General features: G+C 62.2%; 27 protein-coding genes. 7 read left to right on the top strand and 20 right to left on the bottom strand.

Annotated features, from left to right (window positions below; all coding sequences use genetic code 11):
• Positions 1-153 precede the first annotated feature (153 nt).
• From rpsJ to O987_RS01485, 10 genes are all read right to left on the bottom strand, one after another.
• Complete coding sequence (rpsJ, locus tag O987_RS01530) at positions 154-465, bottom strand: 30S ribosomal protein S10 (protein ID WP_003059431.1); 312 nt, start codon at positions 463-465, stop codon at positions 154-156.
• A gap of 25 nt (positions 466-490) precedes the next feature.
• Complete coding sequence (tuf, locus tag O987_RS01525) at positions 491-1,681, bottom strand: elongation factor Tu (protein ID WP_003059342.1); 1,191 nt, start codon at positions 1,679-1,681, stop codon at positions 491-493.
• Between the two features lie 180 nt (positions 1,682-1,861).
• A complete protein-coding gene (fusA, locus tag O987_RS01520; RefSeq protein WP_003059436.1) occupies positions 1,862-3,970 on the bottom strand; it encodes an elongation factor G in 2,109 nt (702 codons plus the stop codon).
• Positions 3,971-4,115: 145 nt separating this feature from the next.
• Positions 4,116-4,589, bottom strand: coding sequence for a 30S ribosomal protein S7 (rpsG, locus tag O987_RS01515; protein WP_003059438.1), 474 nt, complete (start codon positions 4,587-4,589; stop codon positions 4,116-4,118).
• Between the two features lie 168 nt (positions 4,590-4,757).
• Complete coding sequence (rpsL, locus tag O987_RS01510; RefSeq protein WP_003059441.1) at positions 4,758-5,135, bottom strand: 30S ribosomal protein S12; 378 nt, start codon at positions 5,133-5,135, stop codon at positions 4,758-4,760.
• Between the two features lie 236 nt (positions 5,136-5,371).
• Entirely contained in the window at positions 5,372-6,544 is a 1,173-nt protein-coding gene (locus tag O987_RS01505) for a D-alanyl-D-alanine carboxypeptidase family protein (protein ID WP_003059442.1), read from the bottom strand.
• A gap of 151 nt (positions 6,545-6,695) precedes the next feature.
• Complete coding sequence (locus tag O987_RS01500) at positions 6,696-7,334, bottom strand: alpha/beta hydrolase (RefSeq protein WP_043370607.1); 639 nt, start codon at positions 7,332-7,334, stop codon at positions 6,696-6,698.
• A gap of 150 nt (positions 7,335-7,484) precedes the next feature.
• On the bottom strand, positions 7,485-7,841 hold the full coding sequence (locus O987_RS01495; protein WP_043370605.1) for a (2Fe-2S) ferredoxin domain-containing protein: 357 nt from the start codon (positions 7,839-7,841) through the stop codon (positions 7,485-7,487).
• Positions 7,842-7,852: 11 nt separating this feature from the next.
• Complete coding sequence (locus O987_RS01490) at positions 7,853-8,950, bottom strand: VanZ family protein (RefSeq protein WP_034400093.1); 1,098 nt, start codon at positions 8,948-8,950, stop codon at positions 7,853-7,855.
• A gap of 57 nt (positions 8,951-9,007) precedes the next feature.
• The gene (locus O987_RS01485) at positions 9,008-9,424 is read right to left on the bottom strand and encodes a CopD family protein (RefSeq protein ID WP_003059448.1); all 417 of its coding nucleotides are present in this window, start codon (positions 9,422-9,424) and stop codon (positions 9,008-9,010) included.
• A 132-nt stretch (positions 9,425-9,556) separates the two neighbouring features.
• Here O987_RS01485 and hemB point away from each other — a divergent pair, with 132 nt between their 5' ends.
• Entirely contained in the window at positions 9,557-10,567 is a 1,011-nt protein-coding gene (hemB, locus tag O987_RS01480) for a porphobilinogen synthase (RefSeq protein ID WP_003059450.1), read from the top strand.
• A 132-nt stretch (positions 10,568-10,699) separates the two neighbouring features.
• Positions 10,700-11,887, top strand: a complete 1,188-nt coding sequence (locus O987_RS01475; RefSeq protein ID WP_043370603.1) for a magnesium transporter CorA family protein — start codon at positions 10,700-10,702, stop codon at positions 11,885-11,887.
• Between the two features lie 165 nt (positions 11,888-12,052).
• On the opposite strand, the gene O987_RS01470 is transcribed toward O987_RS01475, so the two are convergent.
• A complete protein-coding gene (locus O987_RS01470; RefSeq protein ID WP_043370601.1) occupies positions 12,053-12,745 on the bottom strand; it encodes a dienelactone hydrolase family protein in 693 nt (230 codons plus the stop codon).
• A gap of 182 nt (positions 12,746-12,927) precedes the next feature.
• Here O987_RS01470 and O987_RS01465 point away from each other — a divergent pair, with 182 nt between their 5' ends.
• Positions 12,928-13,575 (top strand): MarC family protein, encoded by a 648-nt coding sequence (locus tag O987_RS01465; protein WP_003059455.1) that lies wholly within the window; start codon positions 12,928-12,930, stop codon positions 13,573-13,575.
• 96 nt (positions 13,576-13,671) lie between these two features.
• On the opposite strand, the gene O987_RS01460 is transcribed toward O987_RS01465, so the two are convergent.
• From O987_RS01460 to O987_RS01440, 5 genes are all read right to left on the bottom strand, one after another.
• A complete protein-coding gene (locus tag O987_RS01460; RefSeq protein ID WP_003059457.1) occupies positions 13,672-14,169 on the bottom strand; it encodes a hemerythrin domain-containing protein in 498 nt (165 codons plus the stop codon).
• Between the two features lie 170 nt (positions 14,170-14,339).
• On the bottom strand, positions 14,340-15,023 hold the full coding sequence (locus O987_RS01455; RefSeq protein WP_003059459.1) for an ABC-type transport auxiliary lipoprotein family protein: 684 nt from the start codon (positions 15,021-15,023) through the stop codon (positions 14,340-14,342).
• A 110-nt stretch (positions 15,024-15,133) separates the two neighbouring features.
• Complete coding sequence (locus tag O987_RS01450; RefSeq protein ID WP_003059461.1) at positions 15,134-16,081, bottom strand: MlaD family protein; 948 nt, start codon at positions 16,079-16,081, stop codon at positions 15,134-15,136.
• Complete coding sequence (locus tag O987_RS01445; protein ID WP_370458231.1) at positions 16,081-16,941, bottom strand: ABC transporter ATP-binding protein; 861 nt, start codon at positions 16,939-16,941, stop codon at positions 16,081-16,083. Before O987_RS01445 ends, O987_RS01450 begins: the two co-directional genes overlap by 1 nt.
• A 126-nt stretch (positions 16,942-17,067) precedes the next feature.
• Positions 17,068-18,195 carry an MlaE family ABC transporter permease gene (locus tag O987_RS01440; protein WP_003059466.1) on the bottom strand — a complete coding sequence of 376 codons (1,128 nt, stop codon included), beginning with the start codon at positions 18,193-18,195 and terminating at the stop codon, positions 17,068-17,070.
• 102 nt (positions 18,196-18,297) lie between these two features.
• Here O987_RS01440 and O987_RS01435 point away from each other — a divergent pair, with 102 nt between their 5' ends.
• From O987_RS01435 to O987_RS01425, 3 genes are all read left to right on the top strand, one after another.
• A complete protein-coding gene (locus O987_RS01435; protein ID WP_003059467.1) occupies positions 18,298-18,501 on the top strand; it encodes a hypothetical protein in 204 nt (67 codons plus the stop codon).
• Positions 18,502-18,508: 7 nt separating this feature from the next.
• Complete coding sequence (locus O987_RS01430; RefSeq protein ID WP_043370598.1) at positions 18,509-20,176, top strand: GMC family oxidoreductase; 1,668 nt, start codon at positions 18,509-18,511, stop codon at positions 20,174-20,176.
• A gap of 575 nt (positions 20,177-20,751) precedes the next feature.
• A complete protein-coding gene (locus O987_RS01425) occupies positions 20,752-21,510 on the top strand; it encodes a sulfite exporter TauE/SafE family protein (RefSeq protein WP_003059469.1) in 759 nt (252 codons plus the stop codon).
• A 36-nt stretch (positions 21,511-21,546) separates the two neighbouring features.
• Here O987_RS01425 and mrdA read toward each other — a convergent pair whose 3' ends face one another.
• From mrdA to O987_RS01405, 4 genes are all read right to left on the bottom strand, one after another.
• Positions 21,547-23,499, bottom strand: a complete 1,953-nt coding sequence (mrdA, locus tag O987_RS01420) for a penicillin-binding protein 2 (protein WP_003059470.1) — start codon at positions 23,497-23,499, stop codon at positions 21,547-21,549.
• A gap of 159 nt (positions 23,500-23,658) precedes the next feature.
• Positions 23,659-24,177: a rod shape-determining protein MreD gene (gene mreD, locus O987_RS01415; RefSeq protein WP_003059471.1), complete on the bottom strand. Its 519-nt coding sequence runs from the start codon at positions 24,175-24,177 to the stop codon at positions 23,659-23,661.
• Positions 24,174-25,199, bottom strand: a complete 1,026-nt coding sequence (gene mreC, locus O987_RS01410; protein WP_043370597.1) for a rod shape-determining protein MreC — start codon at positions 25,197-25,199, stop codon at positions 24,174-24,176. Before mreC ends, mreD begins: the two co-directional genes overlap by 4 nt.
• Before the next feature lie 165 nt (positions 25,200-25,364).
• Positions 25,365-26,408: a rod shape-determining protein gene (locus tag O987_RS01405; RefSeq protein ID WP_003059473.1), complete on the bottom strand. Its 1,044-nt coding sequence runs from the start codon at positions 26,406-26,408 to the stop codon at positions 25,365-25,367.
• A gap of 212 nt (positions 26,409-26,620) precedes the next feature.
• Here O987_RS01405 and gatC point away from each other — a divergent pair, with 212 nt between their 5' ends.
• A complete protein-coding gene (gatC, locus tag O987_RS01400; RefSeq protein WP_003059474.1) occupies positions 26,621-26,920 on the top strand; it encodes an Asp-tRNA(Asn)/Glu-tRNA(Gln) amidotransferase subunit GatC in 300 nt (99 codons plus the stop codon).
• Positions 26,921-26,925: the final 5 nt, after the last annotated feature.

Raw genomic sequence — 26,925 nt, 5'->3', positions numbered from 1 at the left:
TTGCGCCTCGGCAATCATGCCTAGCACACAAAAGAAGGTTAATAAAACTTCGCATCAAAGGCGAAGCTCCAAATTTTAACGCGAACTGCTTTTTCAAGCAAGTTCGCGTTAAACAAAGACCCTCAAAAGCCTCTTGCGAGGCTTCCAAAACTCTTATTGCAGTTTGATCTCGACGTCCACACCTGCGGGCAGGTCCAGCTTCATCAGAGCGTCAACAGTCTTGTCAGTCGGATCCACGATGTCCATCAGACGCTGGTGCGTACGGATTTCGAACTGGTCGCGGCTGGTCTTGTTGACGTGAGGCGAACGCAGGATGTCGAAGCGCTTCATGCGTGTCGGCAGGGGCACGGGACCCTTGACGATGGCACCGGTGCGCTTGGCGGTATCAACGATTTCGGCTGCAGACTGGTCGATCAGCTTGTAATCGAAAGCCTTCAGACGGATGCGGATTTTTTGCTTAGACATTGTTAATTCCTAGCTTTTCTAAGAATTAGGCAATGATCGTGGCAACCACACCGGCACCCACAGTACGACCACCTTCGCGGATAGCGAAACGCAGACCTTCTTCCATGGCGATGGGAGCGATCAGCTTCACGGTGATCGACACGTTGTCGCCAGGCATCACCATTTCCTTGCCTTCGGGCAGTTCGATGGAGCCGGTCACGTCAGTTGTACGGAAGTAGAACTGGGGACGGTAGTTGTTGAAGAAGGGAGTGTGGCGACCGCCTTCGTCCTTCGACAGCACATAAACTTCAGCAGTGAAGTTGGTGTGGGGCTTGATGGAGCCGGGCTTGCACAGCACTTGGCCGCGTTCCACGTCTTCACGTTTGGTGCCGCGCAGCAGCAGACCCACGTTGTCGCCAGCTTGACCTTGGTCCAGCAGCTTGCGGAACATTTCCACGCCGGTGACCGTGGTCTTGACGGTGTCCTTGATACCGACGATTTCGATTTCTTCGCCGACCTTGACAATACCGCGCTCGATACGGCCAGTCACCACGGTACCGCGACCGGAGATGGAGAACACGTCTTCCACGGGCATCACGAAGGCGCCGTCAACAGCACGCTCGGGAGTGGGGATGTAGGTGTCCAGAGCTTCGGCCAGACGCAGGATAGCGGGTTCACCCTTGTCGGATTGGTCGCCTTCCAGAGCCAGCTTGGCAGAGCCGCGGATGATGGGGGTGTCGTCGCCGGGGAAGTCGTACTTGGACAGCAGCTCGCGCACTTCCATTTCGACCAGTTCCAGCAGTTCTTCGTCGTCCACCATGTCGGCCTTGTTCAGGAACACGATGATGTAGGGAACGCCCACCTGACGCGACAGCAGGATGTGCTCGCGAGTCTGGGGCATGGGGCCGTCAGCAGCGGAGCAAACCAGGATAGCGCCGTCCATCTGAGCGGCACCAGTGATCATGTTCTTCACATAGTCAGCGTGGCCAGGGCAGTCCACGTGAGCGTAGTGGCGGTTGGCAGTTTCGTATTCAACGTGCGAAGTGTTGATCGTGATGCCACGAGCCTTTTCTTCGGGAGCGTTGTCGATCTGCGAGTAGTCCTTGGCTTCACCGCCGAAGTGCTTGGACAGCACGGTAGCGATAGCAGCAGTCAGGGTGGTCTTGCCGTGGTCAACGTGACCGATGGTGCCCACGTTCACGTGGGGCTTGGTACGTTCGAACTTTTCTTTTGCCATGATTTCTCCGAAAGAGCAAAAACCTGTGTGATGTTTAAGGTCTGCACCTCATTGCTGATTCGCCCCGCACAGGAAACAGGACGGCATGGGATCGCAGACCGGCAAAAATCGCGGCAGCCCGCAAGGAACTGCCGCGATTGGAAGCCTTAGATTATGACGGATTCGTCAAACCTGCGTCAATTACTTGGCGCGGGCAGCAACGATGGCTTCGGCCACGTTACGAGGAGCTTCAGCGTAGTGCTTGAATTCCATGGTGTAGCTGGCGCGACCTTGAGTCATGGAACGCAGCGAAGTGGCGTAGCCGAACATTTCGGACAGGGGCACTTCAGCCTTGATGGCCTTGCCGCCACCAACCATGTCGTCCATGCCCTGCACCATGCCGCGGCGGGAAGACAGGTCACCCATCACGGTACCGGCGTAGTCTTCGGGTGTTTCCACTTCCACAGCCATCATGGGTTCCAGGATGACGGGGTTGGCCTTGCGGGCAGCTTCCTTGAAACCGAAGATAGCAGCCATCTTGAACGCCATTTCGTTCGAGTCCACATCGTGGTACGAACCGAAAGTCAGGCGCACCTTGACGTCCACCACGGGGTAGCCAGCCAGAACACCGGAAGTCAGCGCTTCGATCACGCCCTTTTCCACCGCAGGGATGTATTCGCGAGGAACCACACCGCCCTTGATTTCGTCGACGAACTCGAAGCCCTTGCCGGCTTCCTGGGGTTCCAGAGTCAGAACCACGTGACCGTACTGGCCCTTACCGCCGGACTGACGAACGAACTTGCCATCCACGTCCTTGACCGTGCTGCGAATGGTTTCGCGGTAGGCAACCTGGGGCTTGCCCACGTTGGCTTCCACGTTGAATTCGCGCTTCATGCGGTCAACGATGATTTCCAGGTGCAGCTCGCCCATACCGGCGATGATGGTCTGACCGGATTCTTCGTCGGTACGCACGCGGAAGGAAGGATCTTCTGCAGCCAGACGCGACAGAGCGATACCCATCTTTTCCTGGTCGGTCTTGGACTTGGGTTCCACAGCCTGTGCAATCACGGGCTCAGGGAACACCATGCGTTCCAGCACGATAGGTGCAGCGATGTCGCACAGGGTTTCGCCGGTGGTCACGTCCTTCAGACCCACGCAGGCAGCGATGTCGCCGGCACGGATTTCTTCGACTTCCACGCGGTCGTTGGCCATCATCTGCACGATACGGCCGATACGTTCCTTCTTGCCCTTGACGGCATTCAGAACGGTCTCACCCTTGCTCAGAACGCCGGAGTACACGCGCACAAAGGTCAGCTGGCCCACGAAGGGGTCGGTCATCAGCTTGAAGGCCAGAGCCGAGAACTTCTCGGCGTCGTCGGCCTTGCGGCTCAGCTTCTTCTCTTCGTCATCGGGGTCGGTACCGGTAACGTCAGGGATGTCCACGGGAGCGGGCAGGTAGTCGATCACGGCGTCCAGCATGCGCTGCACACCCTTGTTCTTGAACGCGGTGCCGCACAGCATGGGCTGAATTTCGGTGGCCAGGGTACGAGTACGCACGCCGAGCTTCACTTCTTCTTCAGTCAGAGTACCTTCTTCCAGGTACTTGTTCATCAGCTCTTCCGAAGCTTCGGCAGCGGCTTCCACCAGGTTTTCACGCCACTTGTTGGCGGTCTCCACCAGCTCGGCGGGGATGTCCTGGTATTCGAACTTCATGCCCTGGGAAGCTTCGTCCCAGATGATGGCCTTCATCTTGACCAGATCGACCACGCCCTTGAAGTTGTCTTCGGCACCGATTGGGATCACCACGGGCACAGGATTGGCCTTCAGGCGCAGCTTCATCTGGTCGTAGACCTTGAAGAAGTTGGCACCGGTACGGTCCATCTTGTTCACAAAGGCCAGACGAGGCACCTTGTACTTGTTAGCCTGACGCCACACGGTTTCGGACTGGGGCTGCACGCCACCCACAGCGCAATAGACCATGCAAGCACCGTCCAGCACGCGCATGGAACGCTCCACTTCAATCGTGAAGTCCACGTGGCCGGGGGTGTCGATGATGTTGAAGCGGTGCTCGGGATAGGACAGGTCCATACCCTTCCAGAAGCAGGTCACTGCAGCGGAAGTGATGGTGATACCACGCTCTTGCTCTTGCTCCATCCAGTCGGTGGTGGCAGCGCCGTCGTGCACTTCGCCCAGCTTGTGGGTCACACCGGTATAGAACAGGATACGTTCTGTAGTAGTTGTCTTACCTGCGTCAATGTGAGCGGAAATACCGATGTTGCGATAGCGCTCAATGGGGGTCTTGCGAGCCATGATGGATCCTTGCTTGATCGTATGGGAGTACTGCCGGCCCCGCATTGTGCGCAGGAGGCAGCAGCTCTATATGGGGGCGCTCAGAATCGACACAAGGCCGCAGCAAGTTTTTGCATGCGGCCCTGTATCTCGAGCGAGATTCCGATTAGAAGCGGAAGTGGCTGAAGGCCTTGTTGGCTTCGGCCATACGGTGCACTTCGTCACGACGCTTCATAGCGCCGCCACGGCCTTCCGTAGCTTCCAGCAGCTCGTTGGCCAGGCGTTGAGCCATGGACTTCTCGCCACGCTTGCGGGAGGCTTCCTTGATCCAGCGCATGGCCAGAGCCAGACGACGGACGGGGCGCACTTCCACGGGCACCTGGTAGTTGGCACCGCCAACACGGCGGGACTTCACTTCGACCATGGGCTTGACGTTGTTGATGGCAACAACGAAAGCTTCCAGAGGGTCCTTGCCAGGATGCTTCTTCTCGATCAGGTCCAGAGCGCCATAAATGATGCGCTCAGCAACCGCCTTCTTGCCGCCTTCCATGATCACGTTCATGAATTTGGACAGCTCTACATTGCCGAACTTGGGATCCGGCAGGATTTCACGTTTGGGGACTTCGCGACGACGTGGCATTTTTTACCTCTATCTTTGCTTCAGTTGGCATCTTTTCAGATACCGCGAGAGCTATTCAAAACTCTCACTTACTCGACCCGCACAAAACATTCGTGCTCAGGGCCACTACGTTTGACCGCGCCAGTCAGGCGAATCAAACACCGTTTGTTTTCAAAAAACCAGGGCTGATTACTTAGCCTTAGGCTTCTTGGCACCGTACTTGGAGCGAGCTTGCTTACGGTCCTTGACGCCTTGCAGGTCCAGGGAACCGCGCACGATGTGGTAACGCACACCGGGCAAGTCCTTCACACGGCCGCCACGCACCAGCACAACGCTGTGCTCTTGCAGGTTGTGGCCTTCACCGCCGATGTACGAAATCACTTCGAAACCGTTGGTCAGACGAACCTTGGCCACCTTACGCAGAGCCGAGTTAGGCTTCTTGGGAGTGGTGGTGTACACACGGGTGCACACGCCACGGCGTTGGGGGCAGTTTTCCATAGCAGGGCTCTTGGATTTAACAACTTCTACCGTGCGGCCCTGACGCACGAGTTGGTTAATGGTTGGCATTAATTAAACGTCCCTAAACGTGAATTTGCTTCGTGAAAGCAAAAGGTTTATCCGCAAGAACAGATGCTGATGCGGAAACGTGAATCCCTTCGGAAATTCCGAAAAGCCCTCGAATGTACCAGCTTGCGCAAATCAGCACAAGCACCAGCGGGCAATAGCCCCCAGGCAGCAAGATGCTTTGCATGACCGATCAAGGGCTGTCACCGGCAGGAGCAGCCTCCTGCCGGCCCGGGAACTTACTTGATCCAGAGGCGGATGGTGTCCCACAGACGCCCGAAGAAGCCGGCCTGCTCGACGGCCTCAAGCGCCACCAGCGGCACCTCGGCCACCACATCCGCGCCCGACTTGACCTTGAGCACACCCATGGACTGGCCCTTGGCGATAGGAGCGATCAGCGGATCCTGGCGCACCACTTCGGTGGTCAGCTTGCCACCGGTACCCGAGGGCACCGTCACCACCACAGCGCCGTCGGCCTTGCCGATCTTGACGGCATTGGCAGCACCCTTCCAGACAGCAGGAGTGGCGACGGGCTGATCGGCATCGAACAGCTTGACGGCATCGAAAGCGGTGTAACCCCAGTTCAGCAGCTTCTGGCTTTCGTTGGCACGCGCTTTTTCGCTGGCCGTCCCCAGCACGATGGACAGCAGACGGCGCTGGCCCACATTGGGCAGATCGCGCTTGGCCGTGGCCACCAGGCAGTAGCCGGCGGCATTGGTATGGCCGGTCTTCAGGCCGTCCACGGTGGGATCACGGAACAGCAAGGCATTGCGGTTGCTGCCGTTGGACGCGGGCGTGCCGGGATAGCTGTATTGCTTGGTGGAGTAGTAGTGCATGTACTCGGGGAAGTCATGCATCAGGCGCTGGGCCAGTATGGACAGATCACGCGCCGTCGTCAGGTGGCCGGGCTCGGTCAGACCTTCGGGGTTTTTGTAGCTGGTGTTCTTCATGCCCAGGGCCTTGGCCTGGTCATTCATCATCTTGACGAAGTTCTCGGCCGTGCCGCCCACGGCCTCGGCCAGTGCCATGGTGGCATCGTTGCCGGACTGGATGATCATGCCGCTGAGCAGGTCATTGACCGGAACCTGCATCTTGGGGTCGATGAACATGCGCGAGCCGGGCATCTTCCAGGCGCGCTCGCTCACGGGCATGCGTTGCTCCAGCGTGATTTTCTTGGCACGCAGGGCGTCGAACACGACATAGGCCGACATCAGCTTGGTCAGCGATGCCTGCTCGACGGGAGCGTCGATATCCTTGGCTCCCAGCACCTGGCCGGCAGTGACGTCCACCAGCAGATAGTTGCGGGCAGCGATTTCGGGAGGGACAGGGGCCGCCACCTGTGCCATGGCAAACACGGGCGCCACTGCGGCCGCAACGGCCAGAACACGCAGTGTGGAATAGATGGGCTTCATGAAGAGGGTTCTCGCTAAAGCAAAGGTAAGCGCGGTGATTTACCGTCGAAAACGGCCAAAACCAAGGATATACCTCGGCTTGGCGCTATGAAAAGAGGGGTTACCGAGACGGGGCAGCAATTCACGTGCGTCAGGGTGTGGGGACTGGCTCTTATTGGGACTTCAGGTGGCGCACCACCAGGTTCTTGAGCAGAGGCAATTGTCCGTGAAAGAAATGACCGACCTGCGGAATCACGGTAACAGGCAGTATCTGCGGGCGGGCCCAGTCCATCACGGCGGACAGTGCCACCGTGTCGTCCGCCTCGCCGTGAACCACCAGCGTCTGGTCATGGGCGCCGGCAGGCACGGGAGCCACCTCGAAGCGGCTGGCGGCTGTACCGACCAGCACGGCCTTCTGCACCCGCCCCTCATCCCAGAGCTGGGCCAGCGCATGGCTGGTGACAAAGGCGCCAAAGGAAAAGCCGGCCAGGGCGATCGGGCCTTCGGGAGCCACCTGCTGCACCACGGCCAGCAAATCCTGCAGCTCGGCCTTGCCGGCGTCATATTCGCCGGCACTGGCACCCACGCCGCGAAAATTGAAGCGTACGGCCGTATAGCCGCACTGCACAAAGGCACGCGCCAGCGTCTGGACCACCTTGTTGTCCATGGTGCCGCCAAACAGCGGATGCGGATGGGCGATGATGACCACCCCCCTGGGGCTCTGCCCTTCGGCCAGTTGCGGCGCATCGCGCAGGGTTTCGATCACACCGGCAGCGCCGGTCAGCATCAGTCGTTCAGTCTGAGAATTCACTACGCTATCCTAGTTATAGCTATCAGCGCTTGCTGTTATTAGGCTGACGCTTAAAAATGCTTAAAGTTCCTGAACGAGCATGCTGCACCGCGCACCGAAGGTGTCATCCCTGCGGCGCCACCCAGGCAAGGCCCCCGGGGAAAGCCCCGGTTATCGGCCTACGCTGTCAGGCAGCACCAGGCGCTCGACCACCTGGCCGTTCTTCAGATGGGATTCGACGATTTCATCGATATCGCTGTCGTCGATAAAGGTGTACCAGACGGCCTCTGGGTAGACCACTGCCACGGGGCCGCCCGCGCAGCGATCCAGGCAACCGGCCTTGTTCACTCGCACCTGACCCTTGCCAGCCAGCCCCTCTTCCTTGACTTTGCGCTTGCAGTGGTCAAAGCCCGCCTTGGCACCGTGCAGAGCGCAGCAGTCCTCGCCATTGGGGCGCTCGTTCAGGCAAAAGAAGATATGGCGCTGGTAGTAGCCACCAGCTTGGTCTTGATTCTGGGTGTCGCTCATAGTGGCTCATTCTAGGCAGGCTGCTGGCGACGCGAGAGGCGAATCACTACATACGCCAGTGTGACGTAAGGCCAGAGCCAGCCGAGCCACTGACCCAGTCCGTAGAAGCGGATGAAGCGCCCCTGCTCCCAGGCCTGCAGGGTCTGGGCGAAGTAGACATTGGTGGGAGCCTGGTTGAGGATGCTCAGATGCAGCACCAGCACCAGAAGCAACAGCACGGTGCACACCCGGCGCGAGGCCGGCAGCGCAATCACGGCCAGACCCAGCCCTCCCCAGACGCCCAGACGCACCGGCAGATCCACCCACTCCCAGGCATGGGCCGGCCCCCAGCTCAGCGCGGCCGACAGCGCCGTCACGCCCACACCTGCCGCAATCAGCAGCAGCCCCGCCAGCGCGCGGCGGCCCATGTGTCGCACGGCACAGTAGGCCAGCAGACAGGGTATCCACAGCCCCAGCATTACACAGAGCATCTCCGTCACCAGCGACAGCGGCGTCAGGGCGAAATCGCCCAGCGGCAGCCAGTCTTCGAACGGCGTGTTCAGCAACCAGTCCTGCAAGGTGTCGTCAATGCGTTCCAGCACCTGTCCCAGGCCGAAGGGCACGGCCGCCGGAAACAGCAGCGCAAACGGCCACAGTGCCAGCAGCACCAGCACGCCCGCACCGCCCTCACCCAGCCACTGGTTGCGAAAAGCGCTCCAGCGCGACAGTGCCCCCAGCCTCTCCAGCAGCGCAGCCAGCAGGGCACCGATCAGGGTACCGCCGGCATTGAGCACCAGATCCAGATTGGACGGCACGCGGCGCGGCAGATAAATCTGCAGAAACTCCATGCACAGGGACAGCAGCGTGCCAGCAAGGAAAGCCAGCGGCACGGCCAGCCTGGGCTGGCCCGAGCGCATCAGGGCCAGTGCCAGGAAAAAGCCCAGCGGCGCATAGCCGACGATATTGGTGTTGACGTCGAACCAGGTCCAGTACGGCGGCGGAATCCTGGCAAACAGAAACACGCTGGGATCAATCCCCTGTGCGCGCCAGCCGTCGAACGGGAACAGGCTGGCAAACACAATGAGCAGGCCATAGACCAGCGCCAGCGGCCAGGCCGAGGTATGGCGCATGGAAATCACCGGCACCGCGGAATCGGACACAGTCGCCTCCTACTCTCGGCACAAGACTCAGAAGGGCTTGACCACCACCAGAACCACGGCAGCGATCAGCAGCAGCACCGGCACTTCGTTATAGAAACGGAACCAGCGATGGCTTTTGTGACAGGTGTTGTCCGCCAGCTTGCGCAGCAGCACGGCACAGCTGTGGTGATACCCGATGACCAGCAGCACCACGGCCAGCTTGGCATGCAGCCAGCCGCCCGCAAAGCCCCAGCCCAGCCACAGCCACAGGCCCAGGCCCAGCGCAGGCACGGCCAGCATGGTGGTGAAGCGCAGCAGCTTGCGCGCCATCAGCAGCAGGCGCTCGCGCTCTGCCACCGAGCCCGGAGTGACCATGGCGATATTGACAAAGATACGCGGCAGATAGAACAGACCAGCAAACCAGCTGGCGACAAAAATGATGTGAAAGGCTTTAACCCATAGCATGGGGCCAGTGTAAAGGCCTGCGCCGCGCCACAGCCGCTGCGCACCGCGTCTTTACCCCGCAATGAGACAGCCGTCATGGAATAGTCACTCAGCTGCAAGCCAAGCCACGGCGGATGGGGCACAATTTTCCCCATGCATCTGTCCAGCCCCACTCCTTTTCCCCAGAATCGCCCGCGCCGTCTGCGCCGCGATGCTTTCACCCGCAATCTGGTGCGCGAGAGCGTGCTGACGCCGCACGACTTCATCTACCCCGTGTTCGTGCACGAAGGCCAGAACAAGCGCGAGGCCGTTCCCTCCATGCCCGGCGTGGACCGCCTGAGCCTCGATCTGCTGCTGCCCGTGGCCGAGGAGTGCGTGAAGCTTGAGATTCCCTATCTGGCACTGTTCCCCGCCATTGAATCCAGCCTCAAGACGCCCGACGGCAAGGAAGCCCTGAACCCCGACGGTCTGATTCCGCGCGTGGTGCGCGCACTGAAGAAGGAATTTCCCCAGCTGGGCGTGATGACCGATGTGGCCCTGGACCCCTATACCAGCCACGGCCAGGACGGCATCCTGGACGAGAGCGGCTACATCATCAACGATGACACCGTGGAAGTGCTGGTCGGCCAGGCCCTGGCCCATGCCGAAGCCGGCGTGGACATGGTGGCTCCCAGCGACATGATGGACGGTCGCATCGGCGCCATCCGCGAGGCGCTTGAGCTGCAAGGCCACATTCACACCCGCATCATGGCCTACAGCGCCAAGTACGCCAGCGCCTTCTACGGTCCCTTCCGCGATGCCGTGGGCACGCGCGGCGCCCTGGGCAAGGCCGACAAGAATGTCTACCAGATGGACCCGGCCAACACCGACGAAGCCCTGCGCGAAGTGGCGCAGGACATCGCCGAAGGCGCGGACATGGTCATGGTCAAGCCCGGCATGCCGTATCTGGACGTGGTGCGCCGCGTCAAGGACGAGTTCAAGGTGCCGACATTCGCTTATCAGGTGTCCGGCGAATACGCCATGCTCAAGGCCGCGGCCGCCAACGGCTGGCTCGATCATGACGCCGTGATGATGGAAGCACTGCTGGCCTTCAAGCGCGCCGGCGCCGACGGTATCCTGACCTACTTTGCCATCGACGCCGCCAAGAAGCTGCGCGGCCTGTAACAAAATTGATAGCTGTCAGCGCAGGTCATGCTTGCGCCTGAGAGCATTTCAGGCATGATCTGACGGCCCAGGCAGCTTGCACGGGCCGTTTTTGCATCTGCTTTTGCACTGACATCGAGACTGCCTATTCCCATGCGCGTGCTGCATATCTCTCCCCTCTATGCCCAGCCTGTTGACGGACTGCCAACGCAGGCTGCGACGACGGGGTTTTACTGGGTCTCCTGCGCACGCTCGGAGCTGGAGACTCAGCTGCCGGCCATTCAGACCATGCTGACCAGGCTGGGCGGCTCCGCTCTCGTGGACCTGCATGTCTCCGACCTGCTGAATCCGGCCATCCCTTCCAACTACGACTACACCTCGGTATACGACGTGCTGGTGTTCCGCCGTCTGGCCAACGCCCATCTGCCGCCGCTCAACGGCAGCCACGCCTCGCCCGCCGTGGCCGCACCGCCTGCCCTGGTGGCCGGCACCGGCAGTGCGGCATCCAGCGCCCCGCCGCCATCCCACAGCCTGGCCCACAGCGGCCAGCGCGAAGCGCCGGTGCTGCAACGCGTGGAAACGCAGCCCGTGGGCTTTGCGCTGTATGACCAGATCCTGCTGTCCGTGCATCCCGACGGCTGCTTTGTGCTGGAAAACTTCTGGCAGCGCCTGATCTCCGGCCCCGCCAAGACTGACGGTCGCCAGGTCAGCAGCAAGATGCCCGTGGAGCCTGCGGACCTGATGCTGCGCATGGTCAACGGCATGGTGGACGGCTATCTGGACCTGCGCCGCACGCTGACGCGCCAGATCGACCACTGGCAGATGGCGCTGCTCAAGCCCAACAAGCGCTTCAGCAACTGGGCCAGCGTGCTCGATGTGCGCCTGGCGCTGCACCAGCTGGATGAAATCTGCGAAGACCAGCGCGCCGCCGTGCAGGACTGGACCGAGGCACTGGAGGGCTGGCCGCCCGAGCACACCCCCGCGCGCCAGCATGAGCGTGAGTTGCTGCGCGTGCGCTCACGCGACGTGCTCGAACATATAGAGCGCGTGACCCACCATATTCACCGCATGGAGCAAAGCGCCGAGACCGCCGTGCAGATGCACTTTTCGGCACAGAGCAACCGAGCCAACGACATCATGCGCACGCTGACCACCGTGACGGCCATCTTTCTGCCGCTGAACCTGATTGCCGGCATCTTCGGCATGAACTTCGAGTTCATCCCCTTCGTGCACAAAAAGGACGGCTTCATCTGGGCCCTGGCGGCCATGGTGATCATCACCGTGGTGCTGGTGGCCTATTTCTGGCGCCGCCGCTACCTGGAAAGCGAAGAAAAAGAATGACCCCCTGAGGCGCTTCCGCGCCTTCCCCCAAGGGGGACGACATCCTCGCTGCGCGGCGGCGCTTGCTTGATGTCTCTGATGGGGGACCGCCCAGCGGCAACGGGCTTTAGATAAAAACAGCTGCTTGCGCTTATATATCAAGCACAAGCAGCTATTGTTTTTATATCAACCCAGATGCTGGGCGAAGAAGGCCAGAGTGCGCTCACCTGCCAACGCAGCAGCGGCTTCGTTGTAGGAGCCGCGCTGGTCGCAGTTGAAGCCGTGGTCGGCGTCGTAGACATGCACTTGTGCCTGGGGCTGTGCCTTCTTGAAGGCTTCGACGGACTCCAGCGAGATGTAGTGATCCTTGCTGCCGAAGTGGGCCAGCACCGGGCACAGCGCCTGACGGCTGGCTTCCACCTCGCCCGTCATGCCGCCGCCGTAATAGCAGACTGCAGCAGAAACACTGGCCAGGTTGCAGGCCGAGCGCCAGGTCAGCAGGCCGCCCCAGCAAAAGCCCACCACACCGATCTTGCCGCCGGGCACCAGCTTCGCTGCATGGGCCACGGCCGCCTCCACATCGCGCAGCGCGCCAGGCTCGGGCAGGGCTTCCACCGCAGTCTTGAGAGCAAAGCCGGCCTTCATATCATCTTCGGTGTAGCCCAGCTCCACATCGGGCTTGACGCGGTCAAACATGGCGGGGGCCACGGCCACATAGCCCTGGGCAGCATAGCGGTCTGCCACGGAGCGGATATGCGAGTTCACGCCGAAGATCTCCTGCAGCACCACGATGGCACCGCGTGCCTGGCCCTCGGGCATGGCCACATAAGCGGGGGTTTTTACGCCATCCACGGCTGTCAGTTCAACAAAGCTGCCCATTGCGAAGCTCCTTAACATGGTTCAAAAGGGAAATCCGCGACGCGATCGCCAGCAATGCTGTAATGGCTGGTGCCGCGTCGACGATTCGCTCATTTTTTCACAGGAGTGTTCATGCCAGCTATCCCGGCCCCACAAAAGGCAGACAGTCGCAACAAGCCCCCCATGCCCGGAGGCGAGCTGTAATGGATATCAAGCCGCTGATCACCCTGGTCGCCATCATCAACCCGCTGGCCATTGTTCCGTTCTTCATCCACTACACGGCCGGCTTCGATGCAGAGCAGCGCTGGCAGACCATTCGCACCGCCGCCTTTGCTGCCTTCTGCGTGATCGCAGTCTGTGCGCTGCTGGGGTTGCAGATTCTGCAGTTCTTCAACATCTCGCTGCAGAGCTTTCAGGTCGGCGGCGGTCTGCTGCTGCTGATCAGTGCAATGAACATGCTCAACGCCCGCCCTGCCGAAGACCGGCCCAACAATGCCACGCTGGCAGCCGGCGTCGAAAAAGCCGCCGAGGGCAACAGCATCGCCGTCGTGCCTCTGACCATTCCGCTGCTGACCGGGCCTGCCGCCATGTCCACCGTGGTGATCTATGCCGATCAGGCGCGCACCATCTGGCAGCATGTGGCGCTGGTCGGCTATGGCGTGGTGGTGGCGGCCGCCATCATGGTGTGCTTTTCGCTGGCCCACCCGATTGCCCGCGTGCTGGGCAAGACCGGCATCAATGTGATGACCCGGCTCATGGGCCTGATTCTGGCCGCGCTGGCCATCGAGGTGATGGCGGGAGGGCTGATCAAGATCTTCCCCATCCTGGCCTCTCCGGCCATATACCCTTGACCCCCTGAGCGGCTACGCCGCTTCCCCCAAGGGGGACGGCAGCTCCGCTGCGCGGCAGCGCTTGCTCGCTGTCTCTCGCCTTAGCGCGTGCCAGTTTCAGGCAGTTACCACTTCCCTTTTTTCAGCTTCACCACAGGCACCACCACAGCCGGTGATCGGCTCTGCAGGCAAAGCCTCGGGCACCAGCACCGCGCCGGTCACCGGGTCAAAGCCCGCGCGCCGCATGTGCAGGGCCAGGGCGGCATCCATGTTCTGCGCATGGTGGCTGAACCAAGGACCCAGCTCGGCCGCCATATGGCGGATGGTGGCCAGATCACCTTGCTCTCCCTTGACCGCCCCCTCGCGCAGGACGGCCAGCACCACCTTGTGCTGCTGGCTGTGGCAGTTGCCCGTGGCAAATCCCGTGGTCTGCATCCAGCGGTCCTCCTGATCGAAGTGCTGCTGGGTGTGGGCAATCAGCTCGTCCCAGAGCGCACACAGCTGCTCGTCGGCGGCTGCCTCCACCTGGGCCAGCAGGGCGACGAACTCCTCATGCACCGCGTCCATGACGGGAAAATCCAGGATGAGAGCGGCATTCCATTCGAGGCTGGCCATGGCAGTTCCTTGTGCGAGATTGAGGAACTGGCAGCTTAAGAACAAGACCAGGTCCGTCCATTGACCCATATCAGCAAAGCGGCTGCCGCCAGACCCAGAACTTGCCCGGAATCAACAAAGCCCTGCATGGCAGGGCTTTCCGAACGGCGCTACTTGGGGCCGGACAGAACCTAGCGCCCGTAGCCCTGCAGCCAGCGGCTGAGCTGGGCCGCCGCCTCGTCCACGGCGCGCGCCATGGCCTGGGCACCTCCTGCCGCATCGGCTGAGCTGGATGGCACTTCGACCGTGAACACCTTCTGGCCCAGCAACTGGTTGCCTGCACTCTCGCCGGCACCGATCAGGCTGGCGCTCAGACGCAGCAGCGCACGGCTGCTGCTGGCACTGTCAAAGACCTGGTTGAACTCGTCCACCGTCACGCGCAGCTGCGCAATCGAGCGCTTGTCGGCCAGCAGGGGGCGGACATTGTCCTTGCCCGAGAGCACGGGGCGCTCCAGCCCCAGACGCATGCGCAGGCGCTGCTCCACCATCTGGGACGGAGGCAGGCTCCAGCGCGCGTTCTGGTAGGCACGCAGCTGCTGGCTGTCGCTGTAGTTCAGGCGGTAGAACATGGCCGTCAGGCCCTCGGGCAGACCCGGAGCCTGGACTTCGGCCAGCACCAGCGGCACCGGCGCCACCGAAGCGGCAGCTGCATTCGCGGCCGGCGCGGCCAGGTCGGCCACGCCCAGGTCATAGCGCACCGGCTGCGTGGGTGCCGTGGGCAGGCCCGAGCAGGCGGCAAGCGCCAGCACCAGCGAAGAAGTGCCCAGCAATCGCCATGCTCCACGGCCGGTGAATGAAATCTTTGTGTCTGCCATATTGATTCCTTAGGGACTTAGGCCAGCCAGGATGGATGAGCAGCAGGCATTTCCATTGAGAAACCGCCTGCCTGGTCCGAATTTTCGCAAGTCGTGTCCTTGTTGCCGCTTCACTTGGCCGGAGCCACGAAACCGGGCTCGCCGGGGCCCGGCTGGCCCAGGCCCTGGCCGTAGATGACGGATTGCGGGTTGTCATTGAAGCGGCCTGCCGCCGCGCCCATGGTGCGCGCAGCGCGCGAGACATCGTCGGCCGCGCCGTTCATGCGCGGCAAGGTGCTGCGCCCCAGCGATTCGGCCGCCTGCGACAGGGCCTGCGTGCCCTCGGCAATCTGCTGCAGCGGGCCGTCGGGCGCATTCACCTTGCGCACGGTCTGCTGCAGATCGGTCGCCACGCCCGTGGCGGCATTGCCGGCCTTGGTCAGGGACTGCAGGGTCTGGTGCGCATCTGCCGTGAGCTGAGGAAAGTCCTTGGCCGTCTTGTTCATGGTCTCGGCCAGATCCTTGATCCCCCCGGATGCAGCCGCGATATTGTCCAGCGCCGCGCTCACGCGCTTCTGGTTGTCCTCGCCCAGCATGGCATTGAGACGGCGTGAAATTTCGTCAACCCGCTCCAGCAGCACCGGGCCCTGGTCGGCCAGCATGTTCAGCGGCGAGGACTTCATGGGCAGGCGCGGCAGGCCGCTGGGCCCGGGCTTGAGCGGCTGCGAAGCCCGGCTGTCGTCGTCGAGCTGGATATGGGCCAGCCCCGTCACCCCCTGATAGCCGAGCTGTGCATAAGTGGCCGGCGTGACCGGCGTGTCCTCACCCACGGCAATGCGAATCAGCACATTGCCGGGAATCTGCGGGTCAAAACCGATGCGCACCACCTTGCCCACGGGTACGCCCTTGTAGCGCACCGTGGCCTGGGGCTGCAGACCGCTGACACCATCCTTGGTGGACATTTCGTAGAGCTGGTATTCGCGGTTGTCGCGCGTCAGCCAGACGGCCAGCCCTGCCAGCAGGGCCGCAACCACCAGCACGAAAATGCCGGCAGCCATGGCATGGGACTTGTTTTCCATCAGCTTTCCTCTGCGGCCGCGCCGCCTTGCACCGGGGCCATGGCTCGGCGGCCACGCTCTCCCTGGAAGAAATGTTCGATAAACGGGTGCTTGATCTGGGCCACGTCGCGTGGGGCTCCGGTGAACAGCACTTTTTTCTCGGCCAGCACGGCCACACGCGTGGACAGCGCAAACAGCGTATCCAGGTCGTGAGTGACCATGATCACGGTCAGGCCCAGCTCGGCATGGATATCGCGCAGCAGCTCACAGAACTCGTCAGAGCCCTTGGGATCGAGTCCGGCGGTGGGTTCGTCCAGCAGCAGCAGCGGCGGATCCATCATCAGCGCACGCGCCAGCGCCACACGCTTGATCATGCCGCCCGACAGGTCTGCGGGCATGCGCGAGGCATGTTCCGGCTTGAGACCCACCATCTGCAGCTTGACCATGGCCGCATCGCGCACCACGGCATCGGGCAAGGTGCCCTGCTCGCGCAATGCAAACGCGATGTTGTCCAGCACATTGAAGGCCGAATACAGCGCCCCCTGCTGGAACAGCATGCCCACCTGACTCGCCGCCAGCTCACCGCTGATGACCTCGCGCGAGGGCCGGCCATCTACGGTCACCGTGCCGCGCGAAGGCGAAAGCAGGCCCAGGATCTGGCGCAGCAGCACGGTCTTGCCCGTGCCGGAGCCGCCCACCAGGGCCAGAATCTCGCCCGGGTAGACATCGAAATTCAAGTCCTGGTGCACGGCAAAGCGCGATGCACCCTCGCCAAACTCGGTCCACAGGTCCACCGCCTGCACCAGGGGCTTCACATCCTGCGGCGGCGCGTAGTCGCCCACAGCCCCCTCGATACGGCGGTTGTGCATCACCTCTGTCATTTGCGCGCCCCCCGCTCCACGAGGCTGGCGCAACCCAAGCCAGAGACGCCGAGCAAGGGCCGCCCCGCTGCGAAGGTGTCGTTCCCTTGGGGGGAGGCGGCGAAGCCGCACAGGGGGTAGTTCATCCTAAAAGCCCACGTTTCTGAAGAGGATGGCAAAGATGGCATCCACGATGATGACCATGGTGATGGAGGACACCACCGCCGCCGTGGTGCCGCGCCCCAGGCTCTGGGTATTGGGCTCTACCTTCAGGCCCCAGTGGCAGCCGATCAGGGCAATCAGCACGCCAAACACCACGGACTTGCCCATGGCCAGCACCAGATTGCCGATCTTCACGGCCGCAGGCAGGCTTTGAATGAAGTAAGACGGCGTGATGTCCATGGTCAGGTCCGCCGCGACCATGCCGCCGGCGAGTGCCGCCAAAATGGTCCACAAAGCCACCAGCGGCATGGACACGGCCAGCGCCAGCGCACGCGGCAGCACCAGCCGGTAGCCCTGGGAGATGCCCATGACCTGCATGGCATCGAGTTCTTCGGTCACGCGCATCACGCCGATCTGTGCCGTAATGGCCGAGCCGCTGCGTCCTGCCACCAGAATCGCCGCCAGCAGCGGCCCCAACTCGCGGATCAGCGAAATGCCCAGAATATTGACGATAAAGGACTCGGCCCCGAACTGGCGCAGCTGCAGCGCCATCAGATAGGCCAGCACCACGCCGATCAGAAAGCCGACCAGTGCCGTGATCGGCAAGGCTGTCGCCCCCGTCGCATAGAGGTGGCCCGAAATATCGCGCCAGGGGCCACGAAACGGATTGCGCAGCAGGCGCAGACAGTCCAGCAGCAACTGACCGACCAGTTGAATCAAGTTGGAAAAGTGCCCGCAGGCGTCGATCACCATCTGACCCAGTCGATTGACCTCGCACATCCATCCCGAGGGCTCGGGCTTGGCCTCGGGCACTTCGCTGAACCTGGCCACACGCTCCAGCATGGAACGCTGATTCTTGGTCGTCAGCAGCCGGGCCGGCCAGGTCCTGCCCCATTGCTCCCACAGCAGCTGCGCGCCGATATGGTCCAACCAGACCATTTGCTGCAAATCCCAGGCCACGCCCTTGGGAACCGCCCTGATCTGTGGCGCCAGCCGACGCCAGATATGGCGATCGCCCAGCTCGGCAGCACTCCAGCGGCCCACAGGCACGGCCCATTGCTGACCATCGCGGGACTGCAGCGGGCATTGAGGTAGTTGGTCTGAGCTGGGCAAAGAAAAGCTTCCTAGGACATGAGGGAGACGGGCTAGCCGCAGGGGCCAGCATAACGCGCCAAGCGAGGAGCATGCCAAACGCAGCACGTAGGTCACTGCCGCATGCCACGCAATGATAGCGTTGCAATTTTTATCAAAAACCCGCCAAAGCCAAAACCAGCATTGCATCGGCAGCTTCCAAAACAGGAGTATGCGAGCGCTTTCCCTATCGACACCGACAAGGTCATCGCACCTAATGAGTTGGCCTTTTTGCCCATGACTGCCTCAAGGTTTGGCCTGCCCGCCAAGCCGTACCCGGCCTTTTGATCTGCCCATGAGTGACACCCAGTTCGACTACATCGTCATCGGCGGCGGCACAGCAGGTTCGCTGCTGTGCAACCGTCTCACCCGCAACAAGAATCACCGGGTTCTGCTGATCGAAGCCGGCGGCAAGGATGATTACCACTGGATCCACATCCCCGTCGGCTATCTCTATTGCATAGGCAACCCGCGCACCGACTGGCTCTATCAGACCGAACCCGACCCCGGCCTCAACGGCCGCAGCCTGCGCTACCCGCGCGGCAAGACCCTGGGCGGCTGCTCCAGCATCAACGGCATGATCTATATGCGCGGCCAGGCCCGCGACTACGAGCAATGGGCGCAGCTGACCGGCGACGACACCTGGCGCTGGGAACAGGTGCTGCCGGCCTTCCGACAGCACGAAGACCATTGGCGTCTCGACGCCGGAGGCAGCGCCAGCGAGGAGTTCAAACGCCTGCACGGCAGCAGGAGCACCGGCGGCAGCGGCGAATGGCGGGTGGAAAAGCAGCGCTTGCGCTGGGACATACTCGATGCCTTCGCCCAGGCTGCGCAGCAGGCCGGCATCCCGGCCACCGACGATTTCAACCGCGGCTGCAACGAAGGCGTGGGCTACTTCGAGGTCAACCAGAAATCAGGCCTGCGCTGGAATACGGCCAAGGCCTTTCTGCGCCCTACCTGCTATGGCCGCCCCAACTTCGAGATGTGGACCCGCGCCCAGGTGCGGCGCCTGATTCTGGAAGATCTGCCGGACGGCAGCCAGCGCTGCACCGGCGCCGAAGTCTGGACCGGCGATGGGATGGTGACCGTGCAGGCCGGGTGCGAGGTGCTGCTTTGCGCGGGCGCGGTGAACTCACCGCATATCCTGCAGTTGTCGGGCATAGGCCCCGGCGAGCTGCTGCAGCGCCATGGCGTGGCCGTGCGCCGCGACCTGCCCGGCGTGGGCGCCAATCTGCAGGACCACCTGCAAATTCGTTCGGTCTACAAGGTGCACAACGCCAAGACGCTCAACACCATGGCCGGCAGTCTCTGGGGCAAGGCGGCCATCGCCCTCGAATACGCGCTGCGGCGCAGCGGCCCCATGAGCATGGCGCCCTCGCAGCTCGGAGCCTTCACGCGCAGCGACCCGGCACAGGCCCACCCCAATCTCGAATATCACGTGCAGCCCCTGTCGCTGGACGCCTTCGGCGAGCCGCTGCATGACTTCGCCGCCTTCACCGCCAGCGTCTGCAATCTCAACCCCAGCAGCCGCGGCACGGTGCAGTTGCAGGGCGCCGACTTCCGCCAGGCTCCTGCCATCGCGCCCAACTACCTCTCCACGGCCGAAGACCAGCAGGTGGCTGCCGACAGTCTGCGCGTCACGCGCCGCATCGTCAGCCAGCCCGCGCTTGCGCCCTTCCAGCCCGAGGAGTTCAAGCCCGGGCTGCAATATCAGAGCGACGAGGACCTGGCACGCCTAGCCGGGGATATTGCCACCACCATCTTCCATCCCGTGGGCACGACCAAGATGGGACGTACCGACGACCCGATGGCGGTGCTGGACAGCCGCTTCAGGGTGCGCGGCGTGCAGGGCCTGCGCGTGGTCGATGCTGGCGCCATGCCCTCCATCACCAGCGGCAACACCAACAGCCCGACGCTGATGATGGCCGAGAAGGCTGCGGAGTGGATTCGCACTGCCGCCTGATAAGCGGCCGCTCAGAAACCTAGCGATTCACTCCGAAAAGCCTGTCCGGGCCTGAAAGCAGTCGCGGCGGCCCAAAGTCCATCCGCGCGGGAAGTTTCCGTCCGGCCTCCTGCCCCAAGCACCGAAGTCTGCTGAGATCTTTTGCTTATAAGCAAATGACGCTATTGTTTTTGAAAAATCTCAAAACTCATAAGGATGTCACAAAACTTTCTGATTCATTTGTCAGACGTTTTTGATATAACCCAAGGGAATTCCCCAATGCACCACACAGGTGCAGCCCTTACATTCTCGTCACTCTCGCTGCTCCACGAAGCAGCATGGAGGGCCGAGGAGACAACTCGACACAACCAGACCAATACACATAAAAAGCATCAAAGATGCGTTCAAAAGCGCCCCTCAGTGGGCGCTTTTTTTATGCCTGCGCACAAGCTTGAGGCGGCGGTGCGACAATGCCGGCGCCATCTTCGGGCATTCACGCCCGCTCTCCCCTGGCTTCTTCATCCCGCCTTCTGCAGCGCCGCCCCAGCGGCAACGCGCGCTGTTCACGGCATGCACCAATTGCAGGCATTTGCTCCATGGAATGGATTCTTGTTTCCCTCGCCTCGGCCCTGGCCGGGTTTGTTGACGCCATCGTGGGAGGCGGCGGACTGATTCTGGTGCCAGCCATGTTTGCGGCCTTCCCCACCACCACGCCCGCCACGCTGTTTGGCACCAACAAGAGTGCCGCCGTCTGGGGCACGGCCATTTCCGCCTGGCAGTTCAGCAAGCGCGTGCATATCACCTGGGCCACGCTGCTGCCCGCCATCGGCACGACGCTGGTGGGCGCTTTTCTCGGCGCCTGGGCCGTCACGCTGATCTCTCCCGATTTTCTGCGCAAGCTGCTGCCCTTCATCCTGCTGGGCGTGCTGGGCTACACCCTGGCCAAAAAAGAGCTGGGCCGTGACCACGAGCCGCGCCTGGCGGGCCGTACCGAGATGTTGACCGCCTGCGCCATCGGCCTGCTGATCGGTTTCTACGACGGCTTCTTCGGCCCGGGCACGGGCAGCTTTTTCGTGTTCCTGTTCGTGCGCCTGCTGGGCTATGACTTCCTCAACGCTTCGGCCAACGCCAAGCTGCTGAATCTGGCCTCCAACGCTGCGGCACTGCTGCTGTTCACGCTCAAGGGCCATGTCTGGTGGCACTTTGCCATCCCGCTGGCCGTGGCCAATGTGCTGGGCAGCATGCTGGGCACCTGGATGGCCTTGCGCCACGGCACGGGCTTTGTGCGCGCGATTTTCATCGGCGTGGTCAGCCTGCTGATTCTGAAAACAGCTTATGACGCTTTTCTGCGTTAAACCATTACACAGCAAGCGTTAACAGCTATCAATTTGTCAGGGTGCTGTTTCGTCGTCGGACAGCACCGAGATATCTTCAACACGGCGCGGCGTGCCAATCGGTGCGCCCGCCTTACCCTGGCGCACGGCAGCGATATCGGCCTCGCTGGGGTAGTTGCCCACCAGCCAGTAGTCCAGGATGCGGCGCGCGATAGGCGCGGCAGCCGCCGCACCGAAGCCGGCGTTCTCCACGATCACGGCCACGGCAATCTTGGGCGCTTCGGCGGGACCGTAGGCGATATAGAGCGAGTGGTCGCGCTGGTACTCGGCCAGACGCGCGGCGTTGTACTTTTCCTTCTGGCCCACGCTCACGGCCTGGGCCGTGCCGGTCTTGCCGCCCGACAGATAGCTGGCACTGCCGAAGACGCCGCGCCCCGTGCCGCCGGTCACCACCCCCACCATGCCGCGCTTGACGGCATCGACATTGCTCTGCTTGAAGCCCAGATTGACGGGCGCCGGCTGGACAATGGCCGTGCGCGTGCCGGTGACCGAGTCGATCAGCTCCTTGCCCACATGGGGCGTGAAGCTCATGCCGTTGTTGACCAGGGTGGCCAGCGCATGCGAGAGCTGGAGGATGGTGAAGTTGTTGTAGCCCTGGCCGATGCCCAGGGAAATCGTCTCGCCCGCGAACCATTGCTGCTGCGCGGCGCGCTTGTAGGTCTTGCGCTTCCACTCCTTGCTGGGCAGCACGCCGCGCACCTCGCCGGGCAGGTCGATACCGGTGATCTGGCCAAAGCCCAGCGGCTTCATGAAGTCGTGAATCGCATCCACGCCCATCTCGTTGGCCAGCGTGTAGAAATAGACATTGCTGGAATGCTGGATGGCGCGCGCCAGATCCACCGGCCCCAGCGCGTGGCCGGAGCGGAAGGTGTGGCCGCCAAAAGTCCAGGAGCCGCCGTCCTGAATCACCGTGCCCGGCGTGCGCTTGCCGGTCTCTATGCCCGCAAGGCCCATAAAGGGCTTGTAGGTCGAGCCCACGGGATAGGTGCCGCGCATGGAGCGGTTGAGCAAGGGGCGATCCAGCGATTCGTTGAGCGCCTTCCAGCTCTCCTGGTCGATACCGTCGACAAACAAGTTCGGGTCGTAGGTCGGCTTGCTGACCATGGCCAGCACCTCGCCATTGCGCGGGTCCATGGCGATAGCCACGCCGCGGCGGTTGCCGTAGAGCTCTTCCACCATCTTCTGCAGCTTGATGTCCACCGACAGTTGCAGGCTGTGGCCCGGCGTGGCGGGGCGACTGCCCAGACGACGCACGGCATGACCGCCAGCCGAGGTTTCCATTTCCTCCCAGCCGGTCTGGCCGTGCAGCTGCAGCTCATAGCTCTTCTCGGCGCCCAGCTTGCCCATGACCTCGGTGCCCCGGTAGTTGGCAGCATCATCGGAGTCGTCGATCTCTTCCTTTTCCCTTTGATTGATACGACCGATGTATCCGATCAAATGGCTGCCGGCTTCCTTGAGCGGGTAGGTGCGAAACAGCCGCGCCTTGATGTCCACACCCGGAAAGCGATAGCGCTGGGCCGCGAACTTGGCGACTTCCTCGTCCGTCAGGCGCGAGCGGATCGGAATGGACTCAAAGCTCTTGGAGTCATCCATGAGCCGCTTGAACTTGCGACGGTCGCGCGGCGTGATCTCCATGACCTCGGACAGCCCGTCGATGGTCTCGTCCAGATCCTCGACCTTGGAGCGCGTGATCTCCAATGTGTAGGCCGAGTAATTGGTGGCCAGCACCACGCCGTTGCGGTCCAGGATCTGGCCGCGATTGGGCACGATCGGCACCACCGCCGTGCGGTTGCTCTCGGCACGCTCGGCAAACTCCTCATGGCGCTCCACCTGCAGCACCAGCAGGCGCCAGACCAGCAGACAGAACGCCAGGAACACCACGCAGCCCATGACGACCGCGCGCATGCGAAAGCGCTGCAGCTCGACTTCGGTGTTACGAATCTCCATCATGCGACGACACCCGCAAACAAAGCCGCCCCGCATGCGCTGCGCCACCGGCGTGCCTCGCCCCAAGGACAGCGAGCAAGGGCCGTCCCGCAGCGAGGCTGTCGTCCTCCCTCGCGAAGCGAGAGGGAGGAAGGCACGAAGCGACTCAGGAGGGAATGCATCTCACAGAGGGCGGTTTTCATCGCTGTCGGGCGCGCGGCGCTGCGGCGCCAGCAGCAGCACGCTGACCACCGGCCACAGCAAGGTCTCGATCGCCGGAGCGATCAGAAACTCCAGGCCGGGAAAAATGCCGCCCGTCGCAACGCGCAGCAGCACCTGGATGCCATGCGCTGCAGCAAACACCGGCAGCAGGTGCAGAGCCTGCACGGGGCTCGAGAACCAGAGCAGACGACGACTCATCCAGCCCGTCACGAAGACCAGCAAGGTGTAGGCCAGTGCATGCTGGCCCAGCAGCGAGGCCCGGTCCACATCCATGACCAGACCCAGCGCAAAAGCAATGCCCAGGCCCACGCGCTGCGGCTGGTTCAGACTCCAGAAGGCCAGCAGCAACATGAGCATGTCCGGCAGCCAGACGATGCGGCCCAGCGGCAGCATATTGATGGCCAGTCCGATCACCAGGGTGACGACGATGAACAGAGGGTTGACCGGCAGCAACAGCTGCTGGCCGCGCGGCATGATCATGCGGGATCCTTTGCGGGCTTCGCGGCCTTGGCACCCGCTTTCTCAGCGGCGGCCTTCTCCTTTTCGGCAGCGGCGGCTTCCTTCTTGCCGCGCGCCTTGGCTGCGCGGTCGGCCTTCTCGGCATCGGCCTTGGCCTGCATATTGGCAGACTCGGGATGCTCGGTGCGCCCCTGAGGCTTGAGCACCATCACATGGCGCACGCCCTGCACGCGGCCCACGGGCTCGCAATAGATTCGGGTGAAGGCGGAGTCGGCACGACGGTCCACCGTCACCACCTTGGCCACGGGCAGGCCCAAGGGGTACAGCCCGTCGATACCGCTGGTGGTCAGTAGATCACCCACCTGCACATCGGCATTGCTGGGCATGAAGCGCAGCTCCAGGCCGCCGGCGCGTGTCGAAGACGCATCGCCATAAGCTACGCTGCGCGCACCGGTGCGCGGGTTGAAAACGGGAATGGCCTGATCGCGATCGATGAGCAGCGTGACCTCGGCGCGCGTCGGGTAGACACGCGTGACCTGACCGATCACGCCTTTTTCATCCAGTACGGGAGAGCCCGGCTCGATCCCGTCGGCCTGTCCCTTGTCGATCACCACGCGGCGCGTATAGGGGTCGGGGCTGTCATAGACCACCTCGGCCACCTGGCCCGGCGTCAACGAGCGCTCGCGCAACTCCAGCATGGAGCGCAGATGTTCGTTTTCCTTGATCAGCTCGTCGGCCAGTTCGGCACGCTGAGCCATGACGACCAGTTCCTTGCGCGCGGCATCCTCGCGGGCCACAGCCTGCTGCTGCACTTCGGCATAGCGGCTGGCGTTCTGATAGGCCAGCACCGGCTGGGCCACCACCCATTGCACGGGCGACAGCGCCGCCGACAAGGCGGAGCGCACGGGGGTGGTAATCTTGAAACGCGCGTCGGCTACCATCAAAAACAGCGCCAAGGCGCTGTAGAGGGCAAGCTGGGAAGTGCGCGAGGCCTGTTGCTTGAACAGCGATGGAGCGCGGTGGTCCAGAGTGTCCAGGCTCATGTGCGCTCCCTGGGCATGGCCGTGTGCGCACGGCCTTCCCATTCAGAAGGAATGCAATAAGAGAGCGCGGTATGCAGGCGTATCACGGACTCAGGCCTTGTTCATGGAAGTGGCTGCGGTACGCGCACTATGCAGCGCGCCGCAAAACACCACATTGCACAGCGATTAATCGCTGGTGAAGATGCTGCCCTGGCGATCCATGGTCTCCAGTGCCATGCCGCAGCCGCGCACCACGCAGGTCAGCGGTTCTTCGGCCACCAGCACGGGCAGACCGGTTTCTTCTGCCAGCAGACGGTCCAGGTCGCGCAGCAGCGCGCCGCCGCCGGTCAGCATCATGCCGCGTTCGGCAATATCGGCACCCAGCTCGGGAGGCGTCTGCTCCAGCGCGTTCTTCACGGCGGAAACGATCTGGTTGAGCGGATCGGTCAGCGCTTCCAGCACTTCGTTGGAAGAGATGGTGAAGCTGCGCGGCACGCCTTCGGACAGGTTGCGACCCTTGACTTCCAGTTCCTTGACTTCGGAGCCGGGGAAGGCCGAGCCGATCTGCTTCTTGATCAGTTCTGCCGTGGGCTCGCCGATCAGCATGCCGTAGTTGCGGCGGATGTAGCTGATGATGGACTCGTCGAACTTGTCGCCACCGACGCGCACCGAGCCCTTGTAGACCATGCCGCCCAGCGAGATCACGCCCACTTCGGTCGTGCCGCCGCCGATGTCCACCACCATGGAGCCCGAAGCTTCGGACACGGGCAGGCCCGCGCCGATGCCGGCTGCCATGGGTTCTTCGATCAGGTACACGGCCGTGGCACCCGCAGCTTCGGCGGCGTCCTTGATGGCGCGGCGCTCGACCTGGGTGGAGCCGCAGGGAACGCAGATGATGATGCGGGGGCTGGGCGTCAGCACCGAGCGTGGATGCACCATCTTGATGAACTGCTTGATCATCTGCTCGGTGATCACGAAGTCGGCGATCACGCCATCCTTCATGGGACGGATGGCTTCGATATTGCCGGGCACCTTGCCCAGCATGGCCTTGGCTTCGCGGCCGACAGCCTGGATCACCTTCTTGCCGTGGGGGCCGCCTTCGTGACGGATCGCAACCACCGAAGGTTCGTCCAGAACAATGCCCTTGTCTCGGGCGAAAATCAGGGTGTTAGCAGTGCCAAGGTCAATGGCAAGGTCGGTGGAGAAGTACCGACGGAAAGCTCCGAACATTCAGGGTCCTCTCAGGCACGGCTTGCGCATCGGCTAGCCGTCGCCGGGATGTAAGGTAATGGAGTCTGGGTAGTGGGCATTTTTTGCACAATGACCAGCCGAACGGAGGTATTGCGGCAAAGCCGAGATAATACCGTATCCCCTGTGAATAACTTCTACTGTCAGGGTTAGAAACACTGCTTTACACGCGGCGGCCCTGTTAAATAATTTCTATGGCATTGAACGATCAAGACATTGCGCGCATCGCCAACTTGGCCCGCCTTGAGCTGTCGCAAGACGAAAGTGAGCGCATGCTCGCGCAACTAAACAACTTTTTCGGCATCGTCGAAAAAATGCAGGCTGTGGATACTTCGGGCGTCAGCCCTCTGTCACATCCGGTGGCAGCCATTCAGGACGTTGCCTTACGGCTACGTGACGATTTGGTAAGGGAGGGCAATAACCGCGATGCCAACATGCAGAACGCCCCTGCAGCCGAGAAGGGTTACTTCCTCGTGCCCAAGGTCATCGAATAAACGCG

Origin of the sequence: Comamonas testosteroni TK102 (genome assembly GCF_000739375.1) — a bacterium.
In the GTDB taxonomy this organism is placed as follows: Bacteria; Pseudomonadota; Gammaproteobacteria; order Burkholderiales; family Burkholderiaceae_C; genus Comamonas; species Comamonas brasiliensis.
This window is presented reverse-complemented; position numbering and strand designations above follow the sequence as displayed.